At 72.0% G+C, this 19894-nt stretch carries 22 protein-coding genes; 10 read left to right on the forward strand and 12 right to left on the reverse strand.

What is annotated here, in order from left to right:
• The first annotated feature begins 2 nt into the window (after positions 1–2).
• Positions 3–887: a hypothetical protein gene (locus H4W81_RS20000; RefSeq protein ID WP_192776209.1), complete on the forward strand. Its 885-nt coding sequence runs from the start codon at positions 3–5 to the stop codon at positions 885–887.
• Here the strand turns inward: H4W81_RS20000 and H4W81_RS20005 are convergent.
• On the reverse strand, positions 884–1516 hold the full coding sequence (locus H4W81_RS20005; RefSeq protein ID WP_225958707.1) for a L,D-transpeptidase family protein: 633 nt from the start codon (positions 1514–1516) through the stop codon (positions 884–886). The genes H4W81_RS20000 and H4W81_RS20005 overlap by 4 nt on opposite strands.
• Before the next feature lie 85 nt (positions 1517–1601).
• Here H4W81_RS20005 and H4W81_RS20010 point away from each other — a divergent pair, with 85 nt between their 5' ends.
• The 5 genes from H4W81_RS20010 to H4W81_RS20030 all read left to right on the forward strand — a co-directional run bounded on the left by H4W81_RS20010 (position 1602) and on the right by H4W81_RS20030 (position 5601).
• Positions 1602–2231, forward strand: coding sequence for a 4'-phosphopantetheinyl transferase family protein (locus H4W81_RS20010; protein ID WP_225958708.1), 630 nt, complete (start codon positions 1602–1604; stop codon positions 2229–2231).
• A 4-nt stretch (positions 2232–2235) separates the two neighbouring features.
• Positions 2236–2415 carry a hypothetical protein gene (locus H4W81_RS20015; protein WP_192776210.1) on the forward strand — a complete coding sequence of 60 codons (180 nt, stop codon included), beginning with the start codon at positions 2236–2238 and terminating at the stop codon, positions 2413–2415.
• A 576-nt stretch (positions 2416–2991) separates the two neighbouring features.
• Complete coding sequence (locus tag H4W81_RS20020; protein ID WP_192776211.1) at positions 2992–3450, forward strand: MarR family winged helix-turn-helix transcriptional regulator; 459 nt, start codon at positions 2992–2994, stop codon at positions 3448–3450.
• A gap of 16 nt (positions 3451–3466) precedes the next feature.
• Positions 3467–4111: an LppX_LprAFG lipoprotein gene (locus H4W81_RS20025; RefSeq protein WP_192776212.1), complete on the forward strand. Its 645-nt coding sequence runs from the start codon at positions 3467–3469 to the stop codon at positions 4109–4111.
• Positions 4108–5601: an MFS transporter gene (locus H4W81_RS20030; protein ID WP_192776213.1), complete on the forward strand. Its 1494-nt coding sequence runs from the start codon at positions 4108–4110 to the stop codon at positions 5599–5601. Before H4W81_RS20025 ends, H4W81_RS20030 begins: the two co-directional genes overlap by 4 nt.
• Here H4W81_RS20030 and aspS read toward each other — a convergent pair.
• Positions 5552–6805 (reverse strand): aspartate--tRNA(Asn) ligase, encoded by a 1254-nt coding sequence (gene aspS / locus H4W81_RS20035; RefSeq protein WP_192776214.1) that lies wholly within the window; start codon positions 6803–6805, stop codon positions 5552–5554. The genes H4W81_RS20030 and aspS overlap by 50 nt on opposite strands.
• Positions 6806–7159: 354 nt before the next feature.
• Here aspS and H4W81_RS20040 point away from each other — a divergent pair, with 354 nt between their 5' ends.
• The gene (locus tag H4W81_RS20040; protein ID WP_192776215.1) at positions 7160–7609 is read left to right on the forward strand and encodes a DUF6220 domain-containing protein; all 450 of its coding nucleotides are present in this window, start codon (positions 7160–7162) and stop codon (positions 7607–7609) included.
• Positions 7606–9570, forward strand: coding sequence for a multicopper oxidase family protein (locus H4W81_RS20045; protein ID WP_192776216.1), 1965 nt, complete (start codon positions 7606–7608; stop codon positions 9568–9570). Before H4W81_RS20040 ends, H4W81_RS20045 begins: the two co-directional genes overlap by 4 nt.
• 3 nt (positions 9571–9573) lie before the next feature.
• On the opposite strand, the gene der is transcribed toward H4W81_RS20045, so the two are convergent.
• The 4 genes from der to H4W81_RS20065 all read right to left on the reverse strand — a co-directional run bounded on the left by der (position 9574) and on the right by H4W81_RS20065 (position 13865).
• Positions 9574–10944, reverse strand: coding sequence for a ribosome biogenesis GTPase Der (der, locus tag H4W81_RS20050; protein WP_225959906.1), 1371 nt, complete (start codon positions 10942–10944; stop codon positions 9574–9576).
• Positions 10945–11033: 89 nt separating this feature from the next.
• Positions 11034–11690, reverse strand: a complete 657-nt coding sequence (gene cmk / locus H4W81_RS20055; RefSeq protein ID WP_318781837.1) for a (d)CMP kinase — start codon at positions 11688–11690, stop codon at positions 11034–11036.
• Between the two features lie 181 nt (positions 11691–11871).
• A complete protein-coding gene (locus H4W81_RS20060) occupies positions 11872–13248 on the reverse strand; it encodes a carotenoid oxygenase family protein (RefSeq protein WP_192776218.1) in 1377 nt (458 codons plus the stop codon).
• Positions 13245–13865, reverse strand: coding sequence for a TetR/AcrR family transcriptional regulator (locus tag H4W81_RS20065; RefSeq protein WP_192776219.1), 621 nt, complete (start codon positions 13863–13865; stop codon positions 13245–13247). The genes H4W81_RS20060 and H4W81_RS20065 overlap by 4 nt, the downstream gene beginning before the upstream one ends.
• Positions 13866–13952: 87 nt before the next feature.
• Between H4W81_RS20065 and H4W81_RS20070 the strand changes: the two genes are divergently transcribed.
• Together H4W81_RS20070 and H4W81_RS20075 are read left to right on the forward strand one after the other, a co-directional pair.
• On the forward strand, positions 13953–14786 hold the full coding sequence (locus H4W81_RS20070) for a glycosyltransferase family 2 protein (protein WP_192776220.1): 834 nt from the start codon (positions 13953–13955) through the stop codon (positions 14784–14786).
• A 38-nt stretch (positions 14787–14824) separates the two neighbouring features.
• Positions 14825–15019 carry a DUF2795 domain-containing protein gene (locus H4W81_RS20075; RefSeq protein WP_192776221.1) on the forward strand — a complete coding sequence of 65 codons (195 nt, stop codon included), beginning with the start codon at positions 14825–14827 and terminating at the stop codon, positions 15017–15019.
• Here H4W81_RS20075 and H4W81_RS20080 read toward each other — a convergent pair.
• The 6 genes from H4W81_RS20080 to scpB form a co-directional block, all read right to left on the reverse strand.
• Entirely contained in the window at positions 15006–15161 is a 156-nt protein-coding gene (locus H4W81_RS20080) for a hypothetical protein (RefSeq protein WP_192776222.1), read from the reverse strand. The genes H4W81_RS20075 and H4W81_RS20080 overlap by 14 nt on opposite strands.
• An 11-nt stretch (positions 15162–15172) precedes the next feature.
• Positions 15173–15307: a hypothetical protein gene (locus H4W81_RS48705; RefSeq protein ID WP_264083178.1), complete on the reverse strand. Its 135-nt coding sequence runs from the start codon at positions 15305–15307 to the stop codon at positions 15173–15175.
• Between the two features lie 363 nt (positions 15308–15670).
• The gene (locus H4W81_RS20085) at positions 15671–16747 is read right to left on the reverse strand and encodes a prephenate dehydrogenase (protein WP_192776223.1); all 1077 of its coding nucleotides are present in this window, start codon (positions 16745–16747) and stop codon (positions 15671–15673) included.
• Positions 16744–17103: a chorismate mutase gene (aroH, locus tag H4W81_RS20090; RefSeq protein WP_192776224.1), complete on the reverse strand. Its 360-nt coding sequence runs from the start codon at positions 17101–17103 to the stop codon at positions 16744–16746. The genes H4W81_RS20085 and aroH overlap by 4 nt, the downstream gene beginning before the upstream one ends.
• A gap of 66 nt (positions 17104–17169) precedes the next feature.
• Entirely contained in the window at positions 17170–19293 is a 2124-nt protein-coding gene (locus H4W81_RS49395) for a pseudouridine synthase (protein ID WP_318781838.1), read from the reverse strand.
• On the reverse strand, positions 19290–19883 hold the full coding sequence (gene scpB, locus H4W81_RS20100; RefSeq protein WP_192780925.1) for an SMC-Scp complex subunit ScpB: 594 nt from the start codon (positions 19881–19883) through the stop codon (positions 19290–19292). The genes H4W81_RS49395 and scpB overlap by 4 nt, the downstream gene beginning before the upstream one ends.
• Positions 19884–19894 lie beyond the last annotated feature (11 nt).

Genomic DNA, 19894 nt, shown 5'->3' on the forward strand with positions numbered 1-19894 from the left:
GCATGACCACCAAGCAGGACCTCGCCGAGGACACGACCCTCGAAGCCGAACCACAGGCCGACGAGGCCGAAGCTCGGGGCGACGAGCAAACCGGAGCTCGGACCGATGCGCAGACCGAAGCCGAGGCCGGGCCGACCGGCGAGCAACGGGCCGAGGCGGAGGCCGAGGAGCGGCCCGAGGAAGAGCAGCCCAAGGAAGAGCGGCCCAAGGAAGGGCGGGCGAAGAAAGAGCGGGCCAGGGTGACGGCCCAGGAGCGCGCCGAGGTGGAGGCCGAAGAACGGGCCGAGGAGCCCGGCGAGGAGCGGCGCGAGGGCGCGGGCCGTACCGGGACGTCGAAGGGGGCGCGCTGGCGCGGGGTGGCGCTGGGAGCGGTGCTGGCGCTGGTCCTGGCCGCCACCGGCGGGACCGCCGTCCTGCAGTGGATGACCGCCGACCGCCTGCAGGGTCAGCTCACCCCGCTGGAGCACGACCGCCTGCTGCGACTCGAGGTCTCCGGAGCGGCCAGCGCCTTCGCCACCACCCTGCTCAGCTACGACTACAAGGACCTGCAGACCACCCGCGGCCAGGTCATCGCGATGACCGCGGGCAACTTCCTCGCCACCTACGACGAGGCGTTCGGCGGCCCGATGGAACAGGTGATCATCAAGCTGGAGGCCGTCTCCAAGGCGACGGTCCGCGAGGTCTACCTGTCGGAGGTGGACGAGGTCAGTGCAAAAGCCCTGATCTCGGTCGACCAGCAGGTCACCAGCAAGGAGGCGGTGCGCAACGTCCTCGGCACCCACCTCAAGCTCACCATGATCAAGCAGAAGGGCGTCTGGAAGGTCAGCGACGTGACCGTGCTCGGCGCCGCCAAGGAGACCGAGACCAAGCTCGGCAAGGGCGACTAGAACACCACGATCCGGCCGCCGACCGGCAGCCGCCGGTCGCGCCACAGGTGGTCCATGGCCGCGTTGGCCACCCTGACGCAGCCGTGGGAGGCGGGGTAGGGCGGGATCGACGGCGATCCGTGGACGGCGATGCCGCCGACGAAGTACTTGGGCCGGTAGAGGGAGCCGAGCTCGGCCCGTCGGATCCCGTCGATCTGCCTGGTGACCCTGAACGTCCCCCGCGGGGTGGGCGTGCCGTAGGAGCCGGTGGAGGCGTTGACCACCAGCCGCACCTGCCCGTTCTGGGTGACCATGAGCAGCTGGCGCCTGAGGTCGACCTGCACCTGACGTCCGGGCAGCCGCAGCGGTCTGGGCAGGGTGCCCCTGCGCGCAGCCTGCCTGGTCCTGCGGTCGTAGACGCCGGTCCGCTCGATGCCCGCCGCCTTCTGCAGCGCGTGGACGGCCTGGACCGTCAGCGGGCCGTAGGTCCCTCCGCGCGCCCCCACGAAGTAGCCCAGCTCGTGCAGCCTGTCCTGCATCTGCCGTACCCCTGCGCCCGAGTCGCCCGCCTTCAGCTCGGCGAGCGCGGGCCCCGCCCAGAGCACCACCAGGGCCGCGGCGAGCGGCATCGCCTTCCCCAAGACACTCATGATCCGCCCATGCCCGGACAAGTTCGATGATGACCTCTCCTAATGAGAAACGTACGTAATGAACCGCTTGATCTACTCTGGGCACATGCATGATCCAGTGGCGATGGGCGGCACGGCCGGCGAGGTCCCCGGCTCACCGGCGTGGCTGACGGACGTCGAGCGGGAGCGGGCCGCCAGGTTCGTCCGCGACGCCGACCGTGTGGCGTTCGTCGCCGCCCACCTCCTCGTACGGCACTGCGCCGCCGCCTTCCTCGGCCTGCCCCCCGAGAAGGTCACCCTGCTGCAGCACTGCGACGTGCACGGCCCCGGGCACGGCAGGCCGTACCTGGAGCAGGCGCCCGACCTCGGCGTCAGCCTCAGCCACACCCGCGGCTATGTCTGCGCGGCCGTCGGCCGCGGCAGGGTCGGCGTGGACGCCGAGCGGGTCCCCGCGGGCCCGCTGGACGGCGGGCTGGCCGCTCAGGCGCTGACCGCGCGCGAGCGGGCGCTGGTCACGGACAACGCGGGGCTGATCAGGCTGTGGGCGCGCAAGGAGGCGCTGGTCAAGCGGGGCGAGCTGACCCTCGACCGGCTGCGTGAGGTGGACCTCTCCGGGCTGGGCGACGGGCCCAGATTCGAGTGGCAGGGCCGTCATTTCCTGGAGTGGACGGCCCCCGACGACGTCCTTGTGACGATTGTCACCGACTGTCCGGCGACAAGGGTGACGGTAGGGTAGAGGCGTGTTCTACAAGAAGCCGCTCGAGGAGCGCATCGCCGACCGTGTGGCCCAGCGCAAGCCCCTCGAGGAGGGCAAGCACTTCGAACACGGTCCCGCCAAGTTCGTCTTCGTCTTCCTGATCGTCAGCGTGGTGCTCATGCACGTCGTCGGCCTGGCGGTCGTCATGCACTTCTACGGCTAGGTGTGCGGTCCACGAAAAGCTGGACGATTCCGGGGTAACGTGCGCGCAGCCGCCCGTCCACCTCGTCGCAGGCGATCTCCAGGCCCGCGGCGCTCGCCTCGTCCCTGAAATCGATCTTCGCGGCCCCCATGAGCCGCCCTGGCCCGAGCAGAGACCGAGCGCGGCGATCACCAGCCCGGCCAGCGCGGCCGAGTCCGCGAACAGCACCGCCTTCAGCGCGGTGTCGGACGTGCGCACGAGGTAGGCGCGCGGGCTGATCCCGTGCCGCCCCGGCCTCGGCCCGCACCTGCGACCTCGCCTTGCGCCACGAGATCGCCTCGATGACGAACGAGAAGGCCGGCACGACGTAGGACACGGTGGTCGGACAGGTCCTCCCCTTGGGAGATCGTGTGGGGGGAGAGATCACTCTACGTGTCCGGCACCGCGAACCTCTCCGGGTTCGAGGCGCCTGACCAGGCACATGTCCCCCGGCACCCGGCCGATGACCGGCAAGGCGCCGCCGGCGCGCTTCCCCCGCCAAGCCCGCCTTGACTTCGACGAGGTCATCCGGGTCGCCCTGAGAGGTAAATTGAGATCATGAGCACGCCTCGCTGGCTTACCACGACAGAGCAGCGCGCCTGGCGTGCCCACCTCGCCGTGCACAAGCTCCTGTCGCACCGCCTCGACCGGGAGTTGCAGGAGTTCGGCCTCTCCCTCAACGACTACGAGATCCTCGTGAACCTCTCGGAGAGCCCGGGCAAACGCATGAGGATGAGCGACCTGGCCGACGCGACGATCCAGTCGCGCAGCCGGCTGTCGCACCAGATCTCCCGCATGGAGGCCGCCGGGCTGGTGGCCAGGGAGGACTGCGCGGACGACCGGCGCGGCACGTTCGCCGTGCTGACCGACGAGGGCTGGGAGACGATGCAGCGCGTCGCCCCGCACCACGTGGCCAGCGTGCGCGACCACTTCGTGGACCTGTTGACCGACGACCAGCTCGAAGCGCTCGAGCGGGCGTACACCCCCATCCTTGAGCACCTCAAGAGCATCCGCTGAGCGCTACGATCCGGGAATGCCGCGGAAACTTCTCCCCGTCGTCCTCGCGCTGGCGCTGACGGCCTGCTCCAGCCAGGAGGCCCTGCCGCAGGGGCCTGACCTGGTCACCAAGTCCGCCGAGGCGATGAAGGCGGTCACGAGCGCGTCGTTCGCCATCACGACGGACGGCACGCCGAAGCTCCAGCTCAAGAAGGCCGACGGCAGGCTCACCGCCAAGGGTGACGCCGACGGGACCCTCCAGATCTCCGTCTTCGGCAGCCTCCAGGAGTTCAGCTTCGCCATGATCGGCGACACCGTCCACTTCAAGGGCGCGACAGGCGGCTTCCAGACGCTGCCCAAGCAGGCGCTCATGGCGGGGGTCGGCTACGACCCCTCGACGCTCCTGCACCCGGACAAGGGCATCTCGACCCTGCTCGGCGGGCTGGTCAAACCGGTCACCGAGGCCGCGGAGGACGGCTCCTACCGGGTCGCCGCCACCTTCCCCGGCAAGACGATGGGCTCGCTCATTCCGGGCGTCACCTCCGACATCAACGGCAAGCTCTGGGTCGACCAGGCCTCCAGCCGCCTCAACCGGATCAACCTCCCGCTGGAAGGCGGCTCGGTCACGGTGACGCTGACCGACTACGACGTGCCCGTCACCGTCACCCCGCCCGCCGGATGAGCCTGCGCCGCACCGTCGCCCTCGGCGTGGGCGGCACCGTCGTCCTGCTGGCCGCGCTCGACGCCTACGTGGTCGTCACCGTCCTGATCGGCATCGCCCAGGACGTGGGTGTGCCGGTCAACCGCCTGGAGCGGGTCACCCCCGTGGTCACCGGGTTCCTCCTGGGCTACGTGGCCGCGATGCCGCTGCTCGGCCAGCTGTCCGACCGGTACGGCAGGCGCCCCCTGATCCATGCCTGCCTCGCCCTGTTCGCCCTCGGCTCGGTCCTGACCGCGCTGGCCGCCTCCCTGCCCATGGTGGTGGCCGGCCGTACCGTGCAGGGCGTCGCCGGCGGCGCGCTGCTGCCGATCACGATGGCGCTGGTCGGCGACCTGTGGCAGGAGCGCGAGCGGCCCGTGGCGCTCGGCGCGGTCGGCGCCGCCCAGGAGCTCGGCAGCGCGCTCGGCCCGCTGTACGGCGCGGTCGTGGCGCTGCTGCCGGCCGTCCAGCTGGCCGGCGTGGAGCTGGGCGGCTGGCACGCGATCTTCTGGCTCAACGTGCCGCTGGCGGCGCTCGCGGCCTTCGCCGTCCAGCGGACCGTCCCCTCCTCGCCCGTGCGCGCGGGCAGGGTCGGGGTGACCGGCGGCGCGCTGCTGGCCCTGTCGCTCGGCCTGCTGGTCGCCGGGCTCTACAACCCCGATCCCGCCAAGGCCGTGCTGCCCGCGTGGGGTCCGCCGCTGATCGGCGCGGGCCTGCTGGTGGCGGCGGCGTTCGTGTGGTGGGAGATCCGCTCCCCCGTCCGCCTGCTCGACCTCACCGGGCTGCCCAAGCGGCCGCTGCTGGCCACGCTGGCCGTCAGCTTCCTGTCAGGGGCCGCGCTGCTGGTCACGATGGTCTTCGTGCAGCTGTCGGCGCAGACCCTGTTCGGCGCCGACGCGCTCGGCGGGGCGCTCACCCTGGCCTGGTTCCTCGGCGCGCTCGTCGCGGGCGCGCTGCTGGGCGGCCTGCTCACCAGACGGTACGGCGAGCCGCCCGTCATGGTGGCCGGGCTGGCGGTCGCGACGGCGGGCTACTGGCTGCTGTCGGGCTCGCTCACCGGGCCGGCCGACCTGATGGTCGCGGGGGCCGGCCTCGGCGTCGTGATCGCGCCCGTCTCCTCCGCCGCGCTGCGCGTCATGCCCGCCGCCCAGCACGGCGTCGCCTCGGCCGCGGTCGTGGTGGCCAGGATGATGGGCATGCTGATCGGCATCGCCGCGGTGTCGGCGTGGGGCTTCTACCGCTTCCAGTCGCTCACCGCCGACCTCGACACCCCGCTGCCCGTCGGCGTCGACGCCGCCACCTACGCCAGGCAGCTGGCCGCCTACACCGAGCAGGTGCGGGCGGCGCTGCGGGTGGAGTACACCGAGATGTTCGTGGCCACCGCCGCGCTGTGCGCGCTCGGCGCGGCGGTCGCGCTGCTGGTCAGGGCGCCAGGCGGTGCAGGTCGCGAGGGAACAGCGTCGCCGACCTGACGTTGGCCGCCCCGGTCAGCCTGGAGGTCCATCGCTCCAGGCCGATCGCGAAGCCGCCGTGCGGCGGCATGCCGTGCGCGAAGGCCGACAGGTACCCCTCGTAGGGCCCGCTCTCGTCACCCAGGACCGCGAGGTAGTCCTCGTACCTGTGCAGCCGCTGGCCGCCCGTGACCAGTTCCAGCCCTCTGAACAGCAGGTCGAAGCCGTTGGAGTGGCCGGGCCGCTCGGGGTCGGGACAGGTGTAGAAGGGGCGCTTGGCCATCGGGTAGCCCGTGACGAACAGGAAGTCGGAGCCGTGCTCCCGCAGCGCCCACTCCGACAGCCACCGCTCCTGGGCGGGTGACAGGTCGAGCTCGTCCTCACCGGTCATCGCCTGGGCCTCGGTGAAGTGGATCGACGGGATCTCCCGCGGCACCTCGGGCAGCGTGATGCCGAGGGTGGCGACGGCCGTGGCCGCGCGGTGCCGAACAGCCTCCGTCATGCCCGCGATCGCCTCCCTCAGCACGGCCATCACGTCCCTGTGGTCGCGCACGAACCCCAGCTCGGCGTCGAGTGAGGTGTACTGCGCCAGGTGGCGGGCGGTGTCGTGCGGCTCGGCGCGGAAGACGGGGCCGACCTCGTAGACCCGCTCGAACACCCCGACCATCGCCTGCTTGAAGAACTGCGGAGACTGGGCGAGGTAGGCGGGCCTGCCGAAGTAGTCGATGCCGAAGACGTTCGCCCCTGACTCGGTGGCCGAGGCGACGATCTTCGGCGTCTGGATCTCGGTGAAACCCAGGCCGTCGAGCGCCGATCTGAAGCCCGCGACGCTCGCCGCGGCGATCTCGAACGGCGCGCGCAACGCGGGATGGCGCAGCGCGACGGGCGCGTGGTCGAGGATCGTGGGCAGCGCCGCGAGGACCGTGGGCCGGTAGAGGTCGAAGGGCGGCGCCTTCGCCGGCTCGGCCAGCACGGTGAGCTCGGGCGCGGTCAGCTCGACGCCGCCGGGCGCCTGCGGGTTGACCGTGACGCTGCCCGTCACCTCGACCACGCTCTCCTCGACGGGCAGCTCCCCCGAGCAGACGACCTGCGTCAGACCCGCGCGGTCGCGCACTATGAGGAAGGAAACAGATTTCAGCAGCCGCCGGCGGTGAACCCAGCCCGCGACCTTCACTCGTTGCCCGGCGTGCTCAGCGAGCTCCGCCGACAGGACACGAGAGATCATCACAACTCCTTGAGCCGCATGATCCCTTGGGGACGCGGGGGAGAAGGGGACTCCCGGTGCCACCGCGCCTTCGCCGCCCTCGCGGACGGCCTCACACGACCCTGTGACGGAGGTCAGCCCGGCGGGGCATTTCCTCCCCGCACTCAGGAGTGTCTTCGCCCGGGTGGTCGGGTCCGCCTTCACAGCTCCCGGCGGCTCTCTCGGCCCTCCACGGCCCGGGGGTTACTCGTCTCCCTCGACGTGTTGGCGCAGATCTTAACACGCGTTACAGAACGGCTGAGTATGGGGCTACTCATGCGCGTAGGGCCGCCCCGAGCTCAGCATGGGAGCATCGATCCCCCTGAGGAGCACGACATGCGCAAGGTCCTGGTCGTCTTCACCGTGATCCAGCTCGCTCTCGTGGTGCTGCAGTTCTACCTGGCCACCTACGGCGCCTTCGAGACGCCCGAGCCGGCCGACCCCGAGAGCGCGGCGATCGGCTGGCATGTCCTGAACGGCTTCATGGTCATCCCCGCCGTCTCCCTCGTCACCACGATCCTCGCGGCCGTCGCCCGCGCCCCCGGCAAGCTGATCGGCCTGTGCGCCGCGCCGATCGTGCTGGTCGCGATCCAGATGTTCGTGCTGTTCCCGCTGGCCGAGCTGGCCGGCGCGACGATGGAGAAGACCACCCCCGCCAGCCTGTACGTGCTGGGCTTCCACGCCATCGTCGGCGTGCTGCTGCTGGGCGCGGCGATCTCCGCCGTGCGCGGCGCGCAGGCCCACGCCAGGAGCGGGGCGGGTCGCCAGGCCACAGAAACGGTGTGAGCGCGGCCGCGCTGATCGCGCTCGACCGGATCCTGGTCATTCTGGTCGCCGTTTCGTGGGGCTGGGCGGGAGGCCACCTGCTGGTCTCCCGCAAAGCCGTCCCTGGAGGCCACCCGCCGGTCTCCCGCGAAGCCGTCCCAGGAAGCCGGGCCGGGTCGCCCCGTGCGGCCGGGTGGGCGGCGGCGCTCGTGGTGATCGCTCTGGTCGCGACGGCGGGCCGGCTCGCCGTGACCGTGACCCTCGCCGGGCACGGGTGGTGGTTCGCCGGGGAGAAGGCGTTGCTGGCGCTGCCGCTGCTGCTGCCGCCCGCGCTGGCCGCCGCCGTGGTGTCGGTGCCGGGGCTGCTGCGCGGCTCCTTCTCCCCGCTCGTCGTGCTCTTTCCGCTGACCTCGGCCTACGCGGCGGTGGCGGGGGTGGTCGTGGCGGTGGGGATGGGGTATCCGCTCTCGCCGTACCTGTCGGTGGTCCTGACGCCGGCCGTGCTCGGCGGGGCGCTGGCCACCTGGTCGATGCTCACCCGCACGGGACCTCCCGGACGCCGATGGCGGGTGGCGGGCGCCGTGGTGGTGGCGTTCGCGGTGGCCTGGAGCGGGCTGTCGGTGTGGAACGCCCGGCTTCCCGCGTCGCTGCGGCTGGCCCCCGGCGGCACCGTGGACGTCACCGCGCTGCGCGGCCCCCCTGAAGCAGCCCCTGAATCCGGCCCCGAATCCGGCCCTGCATCGGGTAAGCTGCGCCGCTTCACGCTGACGGCCAAGCCCGCCACGATCACGCTCGCCTCGGGACGCACGGTGGAGGCGCTGACCTTCGACGGCCGCTCCCCCGGCCCGCCGCTGCGCGTACGGCAGGGCGAGACGGTCGAGGTGCGCCTGCGCAGCGAGCTGGCCGACAGGGGCGTCACCCTGCACTGGCACGGCTACCACGTCCCGAACGGCGAGGACGGCGTGCCGGGCCTCACCCAGAACGCGGTGCGAAAAGGCGAGGAGTTCGTCTACCGCTTCCGCGCCGACCAGCCGGGCAGCTACTGGTACCACACCCACGAGACGCCCAACAGGGCCCTGCGGGCCGGGCTGTTCGGCATGTTCACCGTGGATCCCGTGGACCCAGTGGCCCCCGAGGGGTTCGACGAGCCCGTCGCGCTGCACACCTTCGGCGGGTCCCTCACCGTGGCGCTGGCGGGCTCGCCGCCCGCCGACGGCCTCGCCACCAGGGTCCTCGCCCCCGGCACGCCCGTGCGGCTGCGGGTGGCCAACACCGACAACGGGCCGCACACGCTGGGCGTCAGCGGCGTGCCGTACCGGATCGCGGCGGTGGACGGCCTGCCCGTGGCAGGCCGCGCGCTGCGGGACGGACGCGCCAGGCTGGCCGCGGGCGGCCGCTACGACCTGGTCTTCACCATGCCGCCACGGCCCGTGCTGATGTCGGCGGACGGCGTGGGCCTGCTCCTCACCCCCGGCGCGGGCGCCGCCCCCGCGCCGTCGGCGGGCCCGCTGATCGACATCACCAGGTACGGCTCGGGCGACGTCAGGGCCCCGCAGCGCTTCGACCGCTCCTACACCTGGGTGCTCGACCGGCTGGTCGCGCTGCGCGGCGGCGTTCCGAGACTGTCGCACACCGTCAACGGGCAGGTCTGGCCCAGAGTGCCGCCCGCGCTGGTGAAGGAGGGCGAATGGGTCCGCTTCACGGTGGTGAACCGCAGCGGCGAGCCGCACCCCATGCACCCGCACGGCCATCACGTGCTGGTGCTCACCCGCGACGGGGCGCCGGCCGCGCCCGTGTGGATGGACAGCTTCGACGTCGGCCCCGGCGAGGTGTGGGAGGTGGCGCTCCGTGCCGACAACCCCGGCGTGTGGCTGGCACACTGCCACGAGCTCACCCACGCCGCCGAGGGGATGACGCTGCACGTCGCCTATGACGCCGTGCGCAGCCCCTTCGCCCTCGACGGCCACAACCACCCGGAGTGAGGGCTACTTCTTCGGCGCCTGCCCGCCCTTCCGCTTCTCGCGGATCTTCATCGTGACCTCGATCGGCGAGCCCGCGAAGCCGAACTCCTCGCGGATCCTGCGCTCGATGAAGCGCCGGTAGGTGTCCTCCAGCCAGCCCGAGGTGAACAGCACGAACTTCGGCGGCTCGGTCGACGCCTGGGTGGCGAAGAGGATCTTCGGCTGCTTGCCGCCGCGCACCGGAGGCGGCGTCTGCTGCACCAGCTCGGTGAGGAAGGCGTTGAGCCTGGCCGTCGGCACCCGGGTGGACCAGGAGTCGAGGGCCTTCTCGATCGCCGGCACCAGACGGTCCATGTGGCGGCCGGTCTTGGCGGAGATGTTGACGCGCAGCGCCCACGGGGTGCGGACGAGCTGCCTGTCGATCTCCCTCTCCAGGTAGTAGCGCCGGTCCTCGTCGACCAGGTCCCACTTGTTGAAGGCGACGACCATCGCCCTGCCCGACTCGATGACCAGGCCGATGATGCGCAGGTCTTGCTCGGTGAGCGGCTCGCTGGCGTCGATCAGCACGATCGCCACCTCCGCCTTCTCCAGCGCGGCGCGGGTGCGCATCGCGGCGTAGAAGTCGGCGCCCTGCAGCTCGCGGTCGCGTCTGCGGATGCCCGCGGTGTCGACGAAGCGCCAGGTGGTGCCGCCGAGGTCGATCAGCTCGTCGACGGGGTCACGGGTGGTGCCCGCCATCGGGTCGACCAGCACCCGCTCCTCACCCGCCAGCTTGTTCAGCAGCGAGGACTTGCCGACGTTGGGCTTGCCGAGCAGCGCGACCCGGTGCGGGCCCGCGGCCTCGCCGAAGGTCTGCTTGGGCGTCTCGGGCAGCGCGTCGAGCACCACGTCGAGCAGGTCGCCGGAGGAGCGGCCGTGCAGCGCGGAGACCGGGTGCGGCTCGCCGAGGCCGAGCGACCACAGCGACGTCGCCTCCAGCTCCATCTGCTGGTTGTCGACCTTGTTGGCGGCCAGGATGACCGGCTTGCCCGAGGCGCGCAGCACCCCGCCGACGATCTCGTCGGCGTCGGTGGCGCCCACGACGGCGTCGACCACGAACAGGATCACGTCGGCCAGCTCGACCGCGATCTGGGCCTGCTCGGCGATGCGCAGGTTCATGCCCGTCGCGTCGGGGTCCCAGCCGCCGGTGTCGACGACGGTGAAGCGCCGCCCGCGCCAGGTCGCGTCGTAGGTGACGCGGTCGCGCGTCACGCCGGGCACGTCTTCCACGACCGCCTCGCGGCGGCCGATGATGCGGTTGACCAGCGTCGACTTGCCGACATTCGGCCGTCCCACGACGGCGAGCACCGGCAGGGCGACCGCCTGGTGCTCGAGCTGGTCAGTGGTGATCTCCATGTCGGCGAGCTCGGCTTCGATCCAGCCGGCGTCGTCGTACTCCCCCGTAGTCACGGTTCTCTTCGTTCCTTTGAGTACCGCACCTGATGTCAGGCGCGCTCCTTGATCAATCTCAACACTTCAGCGATAACCTCGTCGAGGTTCAAAGCGGTGGTGTCGAGCTCGACGGCGCCAACCGCCATCGAGAGAGGGTCGGTCTTACGTGTCGAGTCAAGGGTGTCACGCCTGGCCATCGCGGCCTGCTGCGCCTCCACCGACGTGCCGGTCAGCTCCGCCGTACGGCGGGTGGCCCTGGCCTCGGCGCTCGCGGTCAGATAGACCTTGAGCGTCGCGTCAGGTGCCACCACGGTGCCGATGTCGCGGCCCTCGACCACGATGTCGCCGGAGCCGATGATCTCCCGCTGCAGCGCCACGAGCCTGGCCCGCACCTCGGGCACGGCGGCCACCAGCGAGACGGCGGCGGTCACCTCCTGGCTCCTGATCGGCCCCGCCACGTCGACGCCGTCGACCTGGATGGCAGGCGACTCGGGGTCGGTGCCCGAGACCAGGACGGGCTCGTCCGCGCGGGACGCGATCGCCGCCTGGTCGGACAGGTCGACGCCCTTCCGCAGCATCCACCAGGTGATCGCGCGGTACATCGCCCCTGTGTCCAGGTAGCGCAGACCGAGCGCACGGGCCACCCCGCGCGACGCGCTCGACTTACCCGACCCCGAAGGACCGTCCATGGCGACGACCAGACCCGTCACGGCCTTCTCCCTTTTCACGTTTTCCCAACCTCAAGAGGCTACCGCCTTATGACCACGCGATCGGACGCCTGGATCACCGGTCTCCGGCGGGAGCTCTGGCGCAGGTCAGGAGGGAGATGGCGGTGCGTCACGTCAAGGTTGCGATCCCCCGCCGCAGGAGGAGGTCAGGAGCCGGTCGAGCTCAGCTCCCCTCGGCGTCGGCGACCCAGCTGCCGTGGAAGCCGAGCGGGACCCGCGCGGGCAGGTGGACCGTGGCGACGGGCTCGCCGGTGAAGTCCTGGGCGGAGAGGATCACCAGGTCCGTCGCGCCCCTGCCGGGGTCGTTGACGAAGGCCACCACGTAGCCGTCGTCCTCGGCCGCGCCCGCCCGCGCGGCCACGAACACCGGCTCGCCCACCGCCGCGCCCCTGGCGAACGTCCTGGTCTCCTGGACGCCGCGGAGCAGGTCGTGCTTGATGAGGGCGTTGCCGAACGCCGCGTCGGGCAGATCCTCCATCTCGGTGTCGCCGGCGAAGATGACGTCCAGGTAGTCGTCGGCCGTCGCCGCATAGCCGTACCGGTAGGGCAGCGAGGTCAGCCGCTCGTCGGCGCGGGGGAACTCCTGCGCCCTGTCGTCGAGCCTGCTCTCGGAGACCTTGCCGGAGGCGAGGTCGAGGGTGAACCTGTCGAGCGTCGGCATGCCGCCCAGGTCGAGCCGCGCGTCGACGAACCGCTTGGGATAGCGGACGGCGTCGATCACCACCTGGTCGCCGTCGTCGTAGGCGTTGAGCGTGTGGAAGATCCAGCACGGCTCCACCTCCAGCCACCGCACCTCTCCGCCGTCCTTGGGCAGCAGCCCGATGCGCGCGGGGTGGTCGTCGTTCCAGCTGTACGGCAGCGGCGCCCCCTTGGCCGCGTGGTCCATGCTGAAGGTGACGGGCAGGTCGTAGATCACCACGTAGCGCTGGGTCAGGGCCAGGTCGTGCACCATGGGGGCGTCGGCGACCGGGATATCGACGGTCCTGCTGACCCTGCCCTGCGGGTCGAGCACGACGTGCTGGTGGTGGTCCCAGCCGAAGTAGTAGGCGATGGCGTGCAGCTCGCCGGTGTGCGGGTCGAGCTTGGTGTGCGCGGCGTATCCCCCAGGCAGCGTGCCGCCGAAGTCGCACGGCCCCACCGTGTCGAGCTCGTAGGTCAGCTCGTACGGCCTGGCCCCCGCCTCCACGGTGGCGAACGTGCGGCCCGCGTGCCCGATGACGTGCGTGTTCGCGGCGAGGTCGAAGTCGTCGTGGACGGGCCCCGGCCGCGGCTCCTCGCCGAACCTGCGGGCGGTCGCCGCGTTGCGCACCCATCTGTTGCGGTACCACTCGGCCCTGCCGTCGCGCAGCCGTACGCCGTGGACCATGCCCTCGCCGAGGAACAGGTGGGCGGCGGAGGGGTCGTCGAGGTTGAGCGGGTTGGGGCCGTTGCGCAGGTAGCGGCCGTTCAGCTCGGCCGGGATCCGCCCCGTGACGGGCAGGTCGAAGGCGGTGATCTCCTCCGAGACAGGGGCGAAGCCGCCGCGGTAGGGCGTGGTCATGGGGCTGTCCTCTCGTCGGACGTCAGGAACGCGCTGAGCATGGAGACGCAGAGCAGTCGGTAACGCCGCTCGGCCTGCTCCTTGGTGAGGTGACCTGCCAGCTCGAGGCTGGTGGCGCCGTGCACGGCCATCCACAGCAGGTCGGCGATCTCCTCCGCGGTGCCGCCGCGCAGCCGTCCGGCCTCCAGGCAGGCGGAGACGTGGGCGGTGAGGATGTCGAACGCCCGGCGCGCTGCCGCCAGCGCCTCGGGGCTGGGCACGAAGCCCGGCAGGGCGCCCTGGAACATCACCCGGTAGTAGTCGGGCTCGTCCAGCGCGTAGGCCCGGTACGCGATGCCGCACTCCATCAGCCTGACCAGAGGGTCGGGGTCGCCGCCGGCGGCCAGCAGGCGGCGCTCGAACCTGGCGAAGCCCTCCAGCCAGAGCGCCTGCGCCAGGCCCTCCTTGCCGCCGAACAGCGTGTAGATCACCTTGGTCGAGCAGCCGACGGCGCCGGAGATGCCGCGCACCGTCAGCGCGCGGGCCCCCTCGGTGACCAGCAGATGGGTGGCGGCGTCGAGGATGGCGGCCCGTACGGCCTGCTGTCCCGCCTGTTGCGCCTGCTGGTAAGCCGTCATAAGAGGAAACGCCGTTTCTGTGCGGTAACGCTGTTACCCGCCTGTCTACGCCGTTCCTGCGCGAGCGTCAAGGGGTAGAACCCGTCAATGAGACAGCCGAGGACGACGACCGTGGTGGCCACGCGGAACAGGCGAGAGGCGCTGGAACGGACGCTGCCCCTGCACACGGGGCCCGTCATCCTCGTCGACAACGGCTCGACCGACGGCACTCCCGCGTTCGTGCGGGACCGCTTCCCGCACGTGCGGGTCGTCGACGCGGGCCGCAACCTGGGCTCGCCCGCGCGGAACGTCGGGGTGGAGCTCGCCCAGACGCCCTACGTGGCCTTCGCCGACGACGACTCCTGGTGGGCCGAGGGCGCGCTCGAGAGGGCGGCCGACGTCCTGGACGCCCATCCACGCCTCGCCGTGCTCGCGGCCAGGGTGCTGGTCGGCCCCGAGGAGCGCACCGACCCCGTCAGCGTCCTGATGGCCCGCTCCCCGCTGCCCGGCACGGCGGGCCCCGGCGTGCTGGGCTTCCTGGCCTGCGGCGCGGTGGTGCGCAGGTCGGCGTTTCTCGAGGCGGGCGGCTTCGACGACGTGATCTTCTTCTTCGGCGAGGAGGAGCGCCTGGCGGTGGACCTGGCCGCGCGCGGCTGGGAGCTGGCCTACGTGGAGGCGGTCGTCGCCCACCACCACCCCGCGCCCTCCCGCGACCCCCAGGCCCGGCTTGCCCTGGCGGCGCGCAACGCGGTGCTCACCGCGGTGCTGCGCCGCCCGTGGCCGGTGGTCGCGCGCACGGTGCTCCGCGCCGCGGGCAGCGGGCGTCCTGGACTGGCGGGGCTGCGCGCCGCCGTCCTGCGGCTGCCACGGGCGCTGGCGCGCAGGCGCGAGCTGCCGCGCGAGGTGGAGCAAGCCCGTGAGCTGCTGGAACGCGCGCCGTAGGGGTTAGCTCGAGGGTGGGCATGGGTACGCGAGAGGCCATGAGTAAGACACCGAACCCGATCGAACTGCAGAAGCACCTGTCCGGCGTCGACTACCCGGCCACACGGGACGACCTGGTCAGGACGGCCAAGGAACAGGGGGCCGACAAGGAGATGATTCAGGCCCTCGAATCCATCCCGGACCGCGAGTACAACGGGCCCAACGCGGTCACGCAGGCCGTCAGCCAGAGCTGAGCTTGAGCAGGGCGGCGGGCACGATCCGCCGCTTGAGCAGCTTGAAGCCGGGGATCGGGCTGCCGCTGACCGGCTCCTTGTACAGGACGGCCCAGCGGCCGCCTCGCGCGCCAGCGCCAGGCCCCTGGTCCCGGCGGTCCACAGCGTCGCGACTCAGCCGATCAGCTCACCGCCCGCCAGCTCGACGGCGTCGGGCAGCACCTTCACCACCTCGGCGTCCTCGCGTACCTCGACGCCGAGGCGGCGCATGGCGCGCTCGGCGTGGGCGCGGGCCTTCGGGCCCATCATCGAGCAGGTACTGCCCCTGCTCAGCAGGACGACACGCAGCCCCGGGGTGCGCCTCGGCCAGCTCGGTCGCCGATTCGACGCCGGTCAGCCCGCCGCACGCGACCACGACCGTGCCCTCCCGCGTCGTGCGCAGGCGCTCGGCCAGCGCCAGCGTGCCCGCGTGGTCGTCGTAGCGGAAGGCGTGCTCGCAGCCGCAGCCGCTCGGTGAACCTGGGCGACGGGTTGACCAGCGTCACCCTGCCGCCGTGGCGGCGCGACTTCCTCGCCATCCTGATCGCCGCCGCCATCCCGGTGTAACCGGCTCCTAGAACCACGATTCATGCCAGGAAGACGGATCGAGCGGCTCCCGTTGTGACATCGCCGCTAGGGAACCTGCCAGCCGCGTTCGTGGAGCGCCTGGTTGAGCACGGCCACGGCGTCGGGCTGCACCGACAGCTCCGCCAGGCCGAGCGGCAGGCCGGGGGCGTGCTCGAGGCGCACGTCCTCGACGTTGACCCCGACCTCGTCGCAGATCTGGAACAGCCTGGCCAGCTGGCCGGGACGGTCACCGATGATCACCTGCACGACGGCGTAGGCGGCGGCGGGCCCGCCGTGCTTGCCCGGGATCCTGCCGTGTCCCGCGACACCGCGCTTGAGCAGCTCGGTGACCTCGGGGGCCGCGCTGTCGTCGCCCTCGGCCAGCGCGCGCAGCGCCGTGGCCGCCTCGGCCAGGTCGCGCGAGACGGCCTCCAGCACGTCGGCCACGGGAGCGGCGTTGCCCGACAGGATGCCGAGCCAGAGGCCGGGGTCTCCGCCCGCGATCCGCGTCACGTCGCGCACGCCCTGACCCGCCAGGCCGAGCGCCACGTCGGAGGCGTCAGCCAGGCGCGCGGCCACCGCCGAGGCGGCCACGTGCGGGGCGTGGGAGACGACGGCGACCGCCCTGTCGTGGTCTTCCGCGGCCACCTCGACCGGGTTGGCGCCGCACAGCTCGATCAGCCGCAGCACCGCCTGCCTGGCCTCCTCGGTGGCCTCCTCCGTCGGGCACAGCGCCCACGGCCTGCCGAGGAACAGGTCTCCCCTGGCGGCGCCCGGGCCCGCCTTCTCCCTGCCCGCCATGGGGTGCGAGGCGACGTAGGTGCTCAGGTCGCAGCCCAGCTCGGCCGCCGCGGCGATCGGCCTGGCCTTGACGCTGGCCACATCGGTGTAGAAGCGGGCCGCGCCGCGCTGCTGCAGGCCGCGCAGCTCGGTGGCCACGTGGTCGGGCGGGACCGCGACGACGGCCAGGTCGACCGGGTCGCCGAGACGCCACTCCTGACCGGCGCCCATCTCCCTGGCCAGCCGTACGGCGCCCAGGTCGCGGTCGGCGAGCAGCACGGTCACGCCACGCTGGCGCAGCGCGAGACCGATCGACGTGCCGACCAGGCCGGTGCCGAGAACGAGAACGGTGTCGAGTTTCACTGGGCGATGTCCTGACGTAGCACGGTCGCGCCGCGCAGGTAGACGTGCTGGATCTCGGCGCGCGGCCGGTCGGTCTCCACGTGCGCCATCAGCCGCACCACCCTCGGCAGCGCGTTCGGCACGTCGATCTCGGTGCAGCAGATCAGTGGCACGTCGTGGAAGCCGAGCTTGCGCGCGGCCAATGCGGGGAACTCCGCGGTCAGGTCGGGCGTCGCGGTGAACAGCACGCTGATCACCTCGTCGGTGGTCAGCTGGTTGCGCTCCATGACCGCCGACACCAACTCGGTGGTCCCGCTGATGATCGCGTCGCGGTCATTGGCCTCGACCTGGATCGCCCCGCGGATCGCCCGCACCATGTCACATCCCCTTCATATGGTTCGGAGCCCGCGCACGGTGTGCGCGGGCTCCTGCGTGCGGCCAGATTACAGCTTGACCGCCGCGTAGAGGTCGCCGACCTCCTTGAGGCTGAGCGCCCTGATCGTGCCAGGCTTGGTACGGCCCAGCTTGACCGGGCCGAACTCGATCCTGGCCAGGTCGATCACGCGGTGACCGGACTCCTCCAGCATGCGCCTGACGATGTGCTTGCGGCCCTCGTGCAGCACGATCTCGACCAGCGCCTGCTGCCCGTGCTCCTGCACGATCTCGAAGTGGTCGGCCTTGGCCAGGCCGTCCTCGAGCTCGATGCCCTTCTTGAGCCTGCGGCCCAGGTCACGCGGGATCGGCCCTGGCACCTTCGCCCAGTACTTCTTCTGCACGCCGTAGCTCGGGTGCGTCAGCCTGTTGGCCAGCTCGCCGTCGTTGGTGAGCAGCAGCAGGCCCTCTGTCTCGGTGTCGAGCCTGCCCACGTGGAACAGGCGCGGGGCCAACTCCTGCACGAAGTCGGCCAGGCACGGACGACCCTGCGGGTCCTCCATCGTCGAGATGACGCCGATGGGCTTGTTCAGCGCGTAGTAGACCAGGTCGGGAGCGGTCGGGATGCGCTTGCCGTCCACGTGGATGACCTGCGTCGCGGGGTCGACCTTCGCGCCGAACCTCCTGACGACCTGACCGTTCACGGTGACGCGGCCGTCGCCGATCATCTCCTCGCACGCGCGCCTGCTGGCCACGCCCGCCTGGGCGAGCACCTTCTGCAGCCGCACGCCGCCCGGCACCTCGGTGGTGTCGCGCTCGTCGGTGTAGCCCTCGGGGTAGAAGTCGCGGTCGCGCACGGGCTGGCGGGCGGTCTTGAAGACGTTCTTCTTGCCCTTGGCGCCGCCGCCGATCGTCTGCGTCCTGCCGGTACGGCCCGGCTCGTCGCGCCTGGACGCGGGACGGCCGATCGTCTGGGGCTCCTCGCGCCTGCCGTAACGGGCCCTGGACCCGTCATCACGCCGGCCACCCCGACCGGCCCTCAGCGCACCGCGCTCGTCACGCGAGCCGCTTTCACGGAAGCCGCTTTCACGCGAGCCGCCTTCACGCGAGCCGCCTTCACGGAAGCCGCCTTCACGCGAGCCGCCGAACCCGCGCCGGTCGTCGCCGGCGCCGCGGAACCCGCGCTCGTCCCTGGAACCGCCGCGCTCATCCCTGGAGCCCGGGCGGTCGTCACGGAAGCCCCGGCTGTCGCCGTAGCCGCCGCGCTCCTGGCGCGCGCCACCGAAGTCACGCCGCTCACGGAACCCGCCGCGCTCACCGGCGCCGCGCTCGTTACCGCCGCGCTCGTTACCGCCGCGCTCGTTACCGCCACGGTCGCTCGTGCCACGGTAGCCGCCGCGCTCGTCGCCGCCCCTGCCGTAACCACCGCGCTCGCCCCGGAAACCACCCTGGCCCCCGCGCTCGCCCTGGTAGCCGCCGCGCTCCGAACGGAAGCCGCCGCCCTGACCGCCGCGCTCCGCGCCACCGCGATCCGCGCGGAAACCACCCTGGCCCCCGCGATTCTCTCGGAAACCACCGCCTTGGCCGCCGCGCTCCGAACGGAAGCCACCGCCCTGACCGCCGCGCTCCGCGCCACCGCGATCCGCGCGGAAACCACCCTGGCCGCCGCGATCCTCACGGAAGCCGCCGCGCTCTGCGCCGCCGCGGTCTCCGCGGAAGCCGCCCTGTCCGCCGCGGTCGTCGCGGCCGGGGCCTGCGGGGCTGCCGTACCTGGCGCGCGCCCCACCGCGGTCCGCGCGCAGCGAGTCACGGCCGGAGCCGAAGTCGCCTCTGCTGTCGTCGCGGCGGGCGCCACCACGGAAGTCGTCCCGGCGAGCACCGCCGCCGGACCCCTCCCTGCGCGCGCCGCCACTGAAGTCATCCCGGCGGGAAGCCCCACCGAAGTCGTCACGGCGGGAGGTCCCACCGAAGTCGTCACGGCGGGAAGCCCCGCCGGTGTCGTCGCGGCGGGGTGCGCCGCCGAAGTCGTCGCGACGGGGTCCGCCGCGGTTGTCGTCGCGACGGGAGTCGCGCCTGTCGTCGGAGCGGAAGGCGGGACGCCCGCTCGCGCCGCTCCTGGAGTTGCCACCCCGGGAACCGCCGGTGCGTCCACGACCGCGTCCATCACCGGACGGGGTGCTGCGCCTGTTGATCACTTCGTTGTCTCCTCAAGGTTTTCCACGTCGTCGGGCAGGAAGGGCGCGAGCTCAGGTAGCTCGTCGATGCTCTTCAGGCCCAGTCGCTCCAAGAAGTAGGAGCTTGTCCGGTAGAGCACTGCCTGGCTCTCCGGATCGGTGCCGGCCTCTTCGACCAGCCCCCTGGCGACCAGCGTCCGCATGACGCCGTCGCTGTTGACGCCGCGCACGGCGGCGACTCGGGCGCGGCTCACCGGTTGCCGGTAGGCCACGACCGCGAGGGTCTCCAGCGCGGCCTGGGTCAACCGTGCCTGCTGGCCGTCGCGGACGAACCGCTCGACCAGCTGGGCGCAGTCGGCGCGCGTGTAGAACCGCCAGCCGCCTGCCACCTCTCTCAAGTCGAAACCCCGCCCGGCGTCGGAGTATTCCGCCGACAGCGCGCGGAGCGCCGTCTCGATCTCGTGCGTGGGACGTTCGAGCACCTGGGCGAGCGTCATCGCGGCCACGGGCTCGTCGACGACGATCAGGATCGCCTCCAGCGCCGCCCGCAACTCGGGGCCCTGCTCGGTCTGCACCGCATCGTCGGAGGGTGCCACGTCGGAACCGGCCATCTCCTCTGGAC

Source organism: Nonomuraea africana, from assembly GCF_014873535.1.
Taxonomy (GTDB): domain Bacteria; phylum Actinomycetota; class Actinomycetes; order Streptosporangiales; family Streptosporangiaceae; genus Nonomuraea; species Nonomuraea africana.

Excerpts from the sequence above, each read along its gene's own strand:
- H4W81_RS20000 (WP_192776209.1), top strand. The coding sequence starts at position 3 with ATGACCACCAAGCAGGACCTCGCCGAGGACACGACCCTCGAAGCCGAA.
- H4W81_RS20005 (WP_225958707.1), bottom strand. The coding sequence starts at position 1,516 with ATGAGTGTCTTGGGGAAGGCGATGCCGCTCGCCGCGGCCCTGGTGGTG.
- H4W81_RS20010 (WP_225958708.1), top strand. The coding sequence starts at position 1,602 with ATGCATGATCCAGTGGCGATGGGCGGCACGGCCGGCGAGGTCCCCGGC.
- H4W81_RS20020 (WP_192776211.1), top strand. The coding sequence starts at position 2,992 with ATGAGCACGCCTCGCTGGCTTACCACGACAGAGCAGCGCGCCTGGCGT.
- H4W81_RS20025 (WP_192776212.1), top strand. The coding sequence starts at position 3,467 with ATGCCGCGGAAACTTCTCCCCGTCGTCCTCGCGCTGGCGCTGACGGCC.
- H4W81_RS20030 (WP_192776213.1), top strand. The coding sequence starts at position 4,108 with ATGAGCCTGCGCCGCACCGTCGCCCTCGGCGTGGGCGGCACCGTCGTC.
- aspS (WP_192776214.1), bottom strand. The coding sequence starts at position 6,805 with ATGATCTCTCGTGTCCTGTCGGCGGAGCTCGCTGAGCACGCCGGGCAA.
- H4W81_RS20040 (WP_192776215.1), top strand. The coding sequence starts at position 7,160 with ATGCGCAAGGTCCTGGTCGTCTTCACCGTGATCCAGCTCGCTCTCGTG.
- der (WP_225959906.1), bottom strand. The coding sequence starts at position 10,944 with ATGGAGATCACCACTGACCAGCTCGAGCACCAGGCGGTCGCCCTGCCG.
- H4W81_RS20060 (WP_192776218.1), bottom strand. The coding sequence starts at position 13,248 with ATGACCACGCCCTACCGCGGCGGCTTCGCCCCTGTCTCGGAGGAGATC.
- H4W81_RS20065 (WP_192776219.1), bottom strand. The coding sequence starts at position 13,865 with ATGACGGCTTACCAGCAGGCGCAACAGGCGGGACAGCAGGCCGTACGG.
- H4W81_RS20070 (WP_192776220.1), top strand. The coding sequence starts at position 13,953 with ATGAGACAGCCGAGGACGACGACCGTGGTGGCCACGCGGAACAGGCGA.
- H4W81_RS20075 (WP_192776221.1), top strand. The coding sequence starts at position 14,825 with ATGAGTAAGACACCGAACCCGATCGAACTGCAGAAGCACCTGTCCGGC.
- H4W81_RS48705 (WP_264083178.1), bottom strand. The coding sequence starts at position 15,307 with ATGATGGGCCCGAAGGCCCGCGCCCACGCCGAGCGCGCCATGCGCCGC.
- aroH (WP_192776224.1), bottom strand. The coding sequence starts at position 17,103 with ATGGTGCGGGCGATCCGCGGGGCGATCCAGGTCGAGGCCAATGACCGC.
- scpB (WP_192780925.1), bottom strand. The coding sequence starts at position 19,883 with ATGGCCGGTTCCGACGTGGCACCCTCCGACGATGCGGTGCAGACCGAG.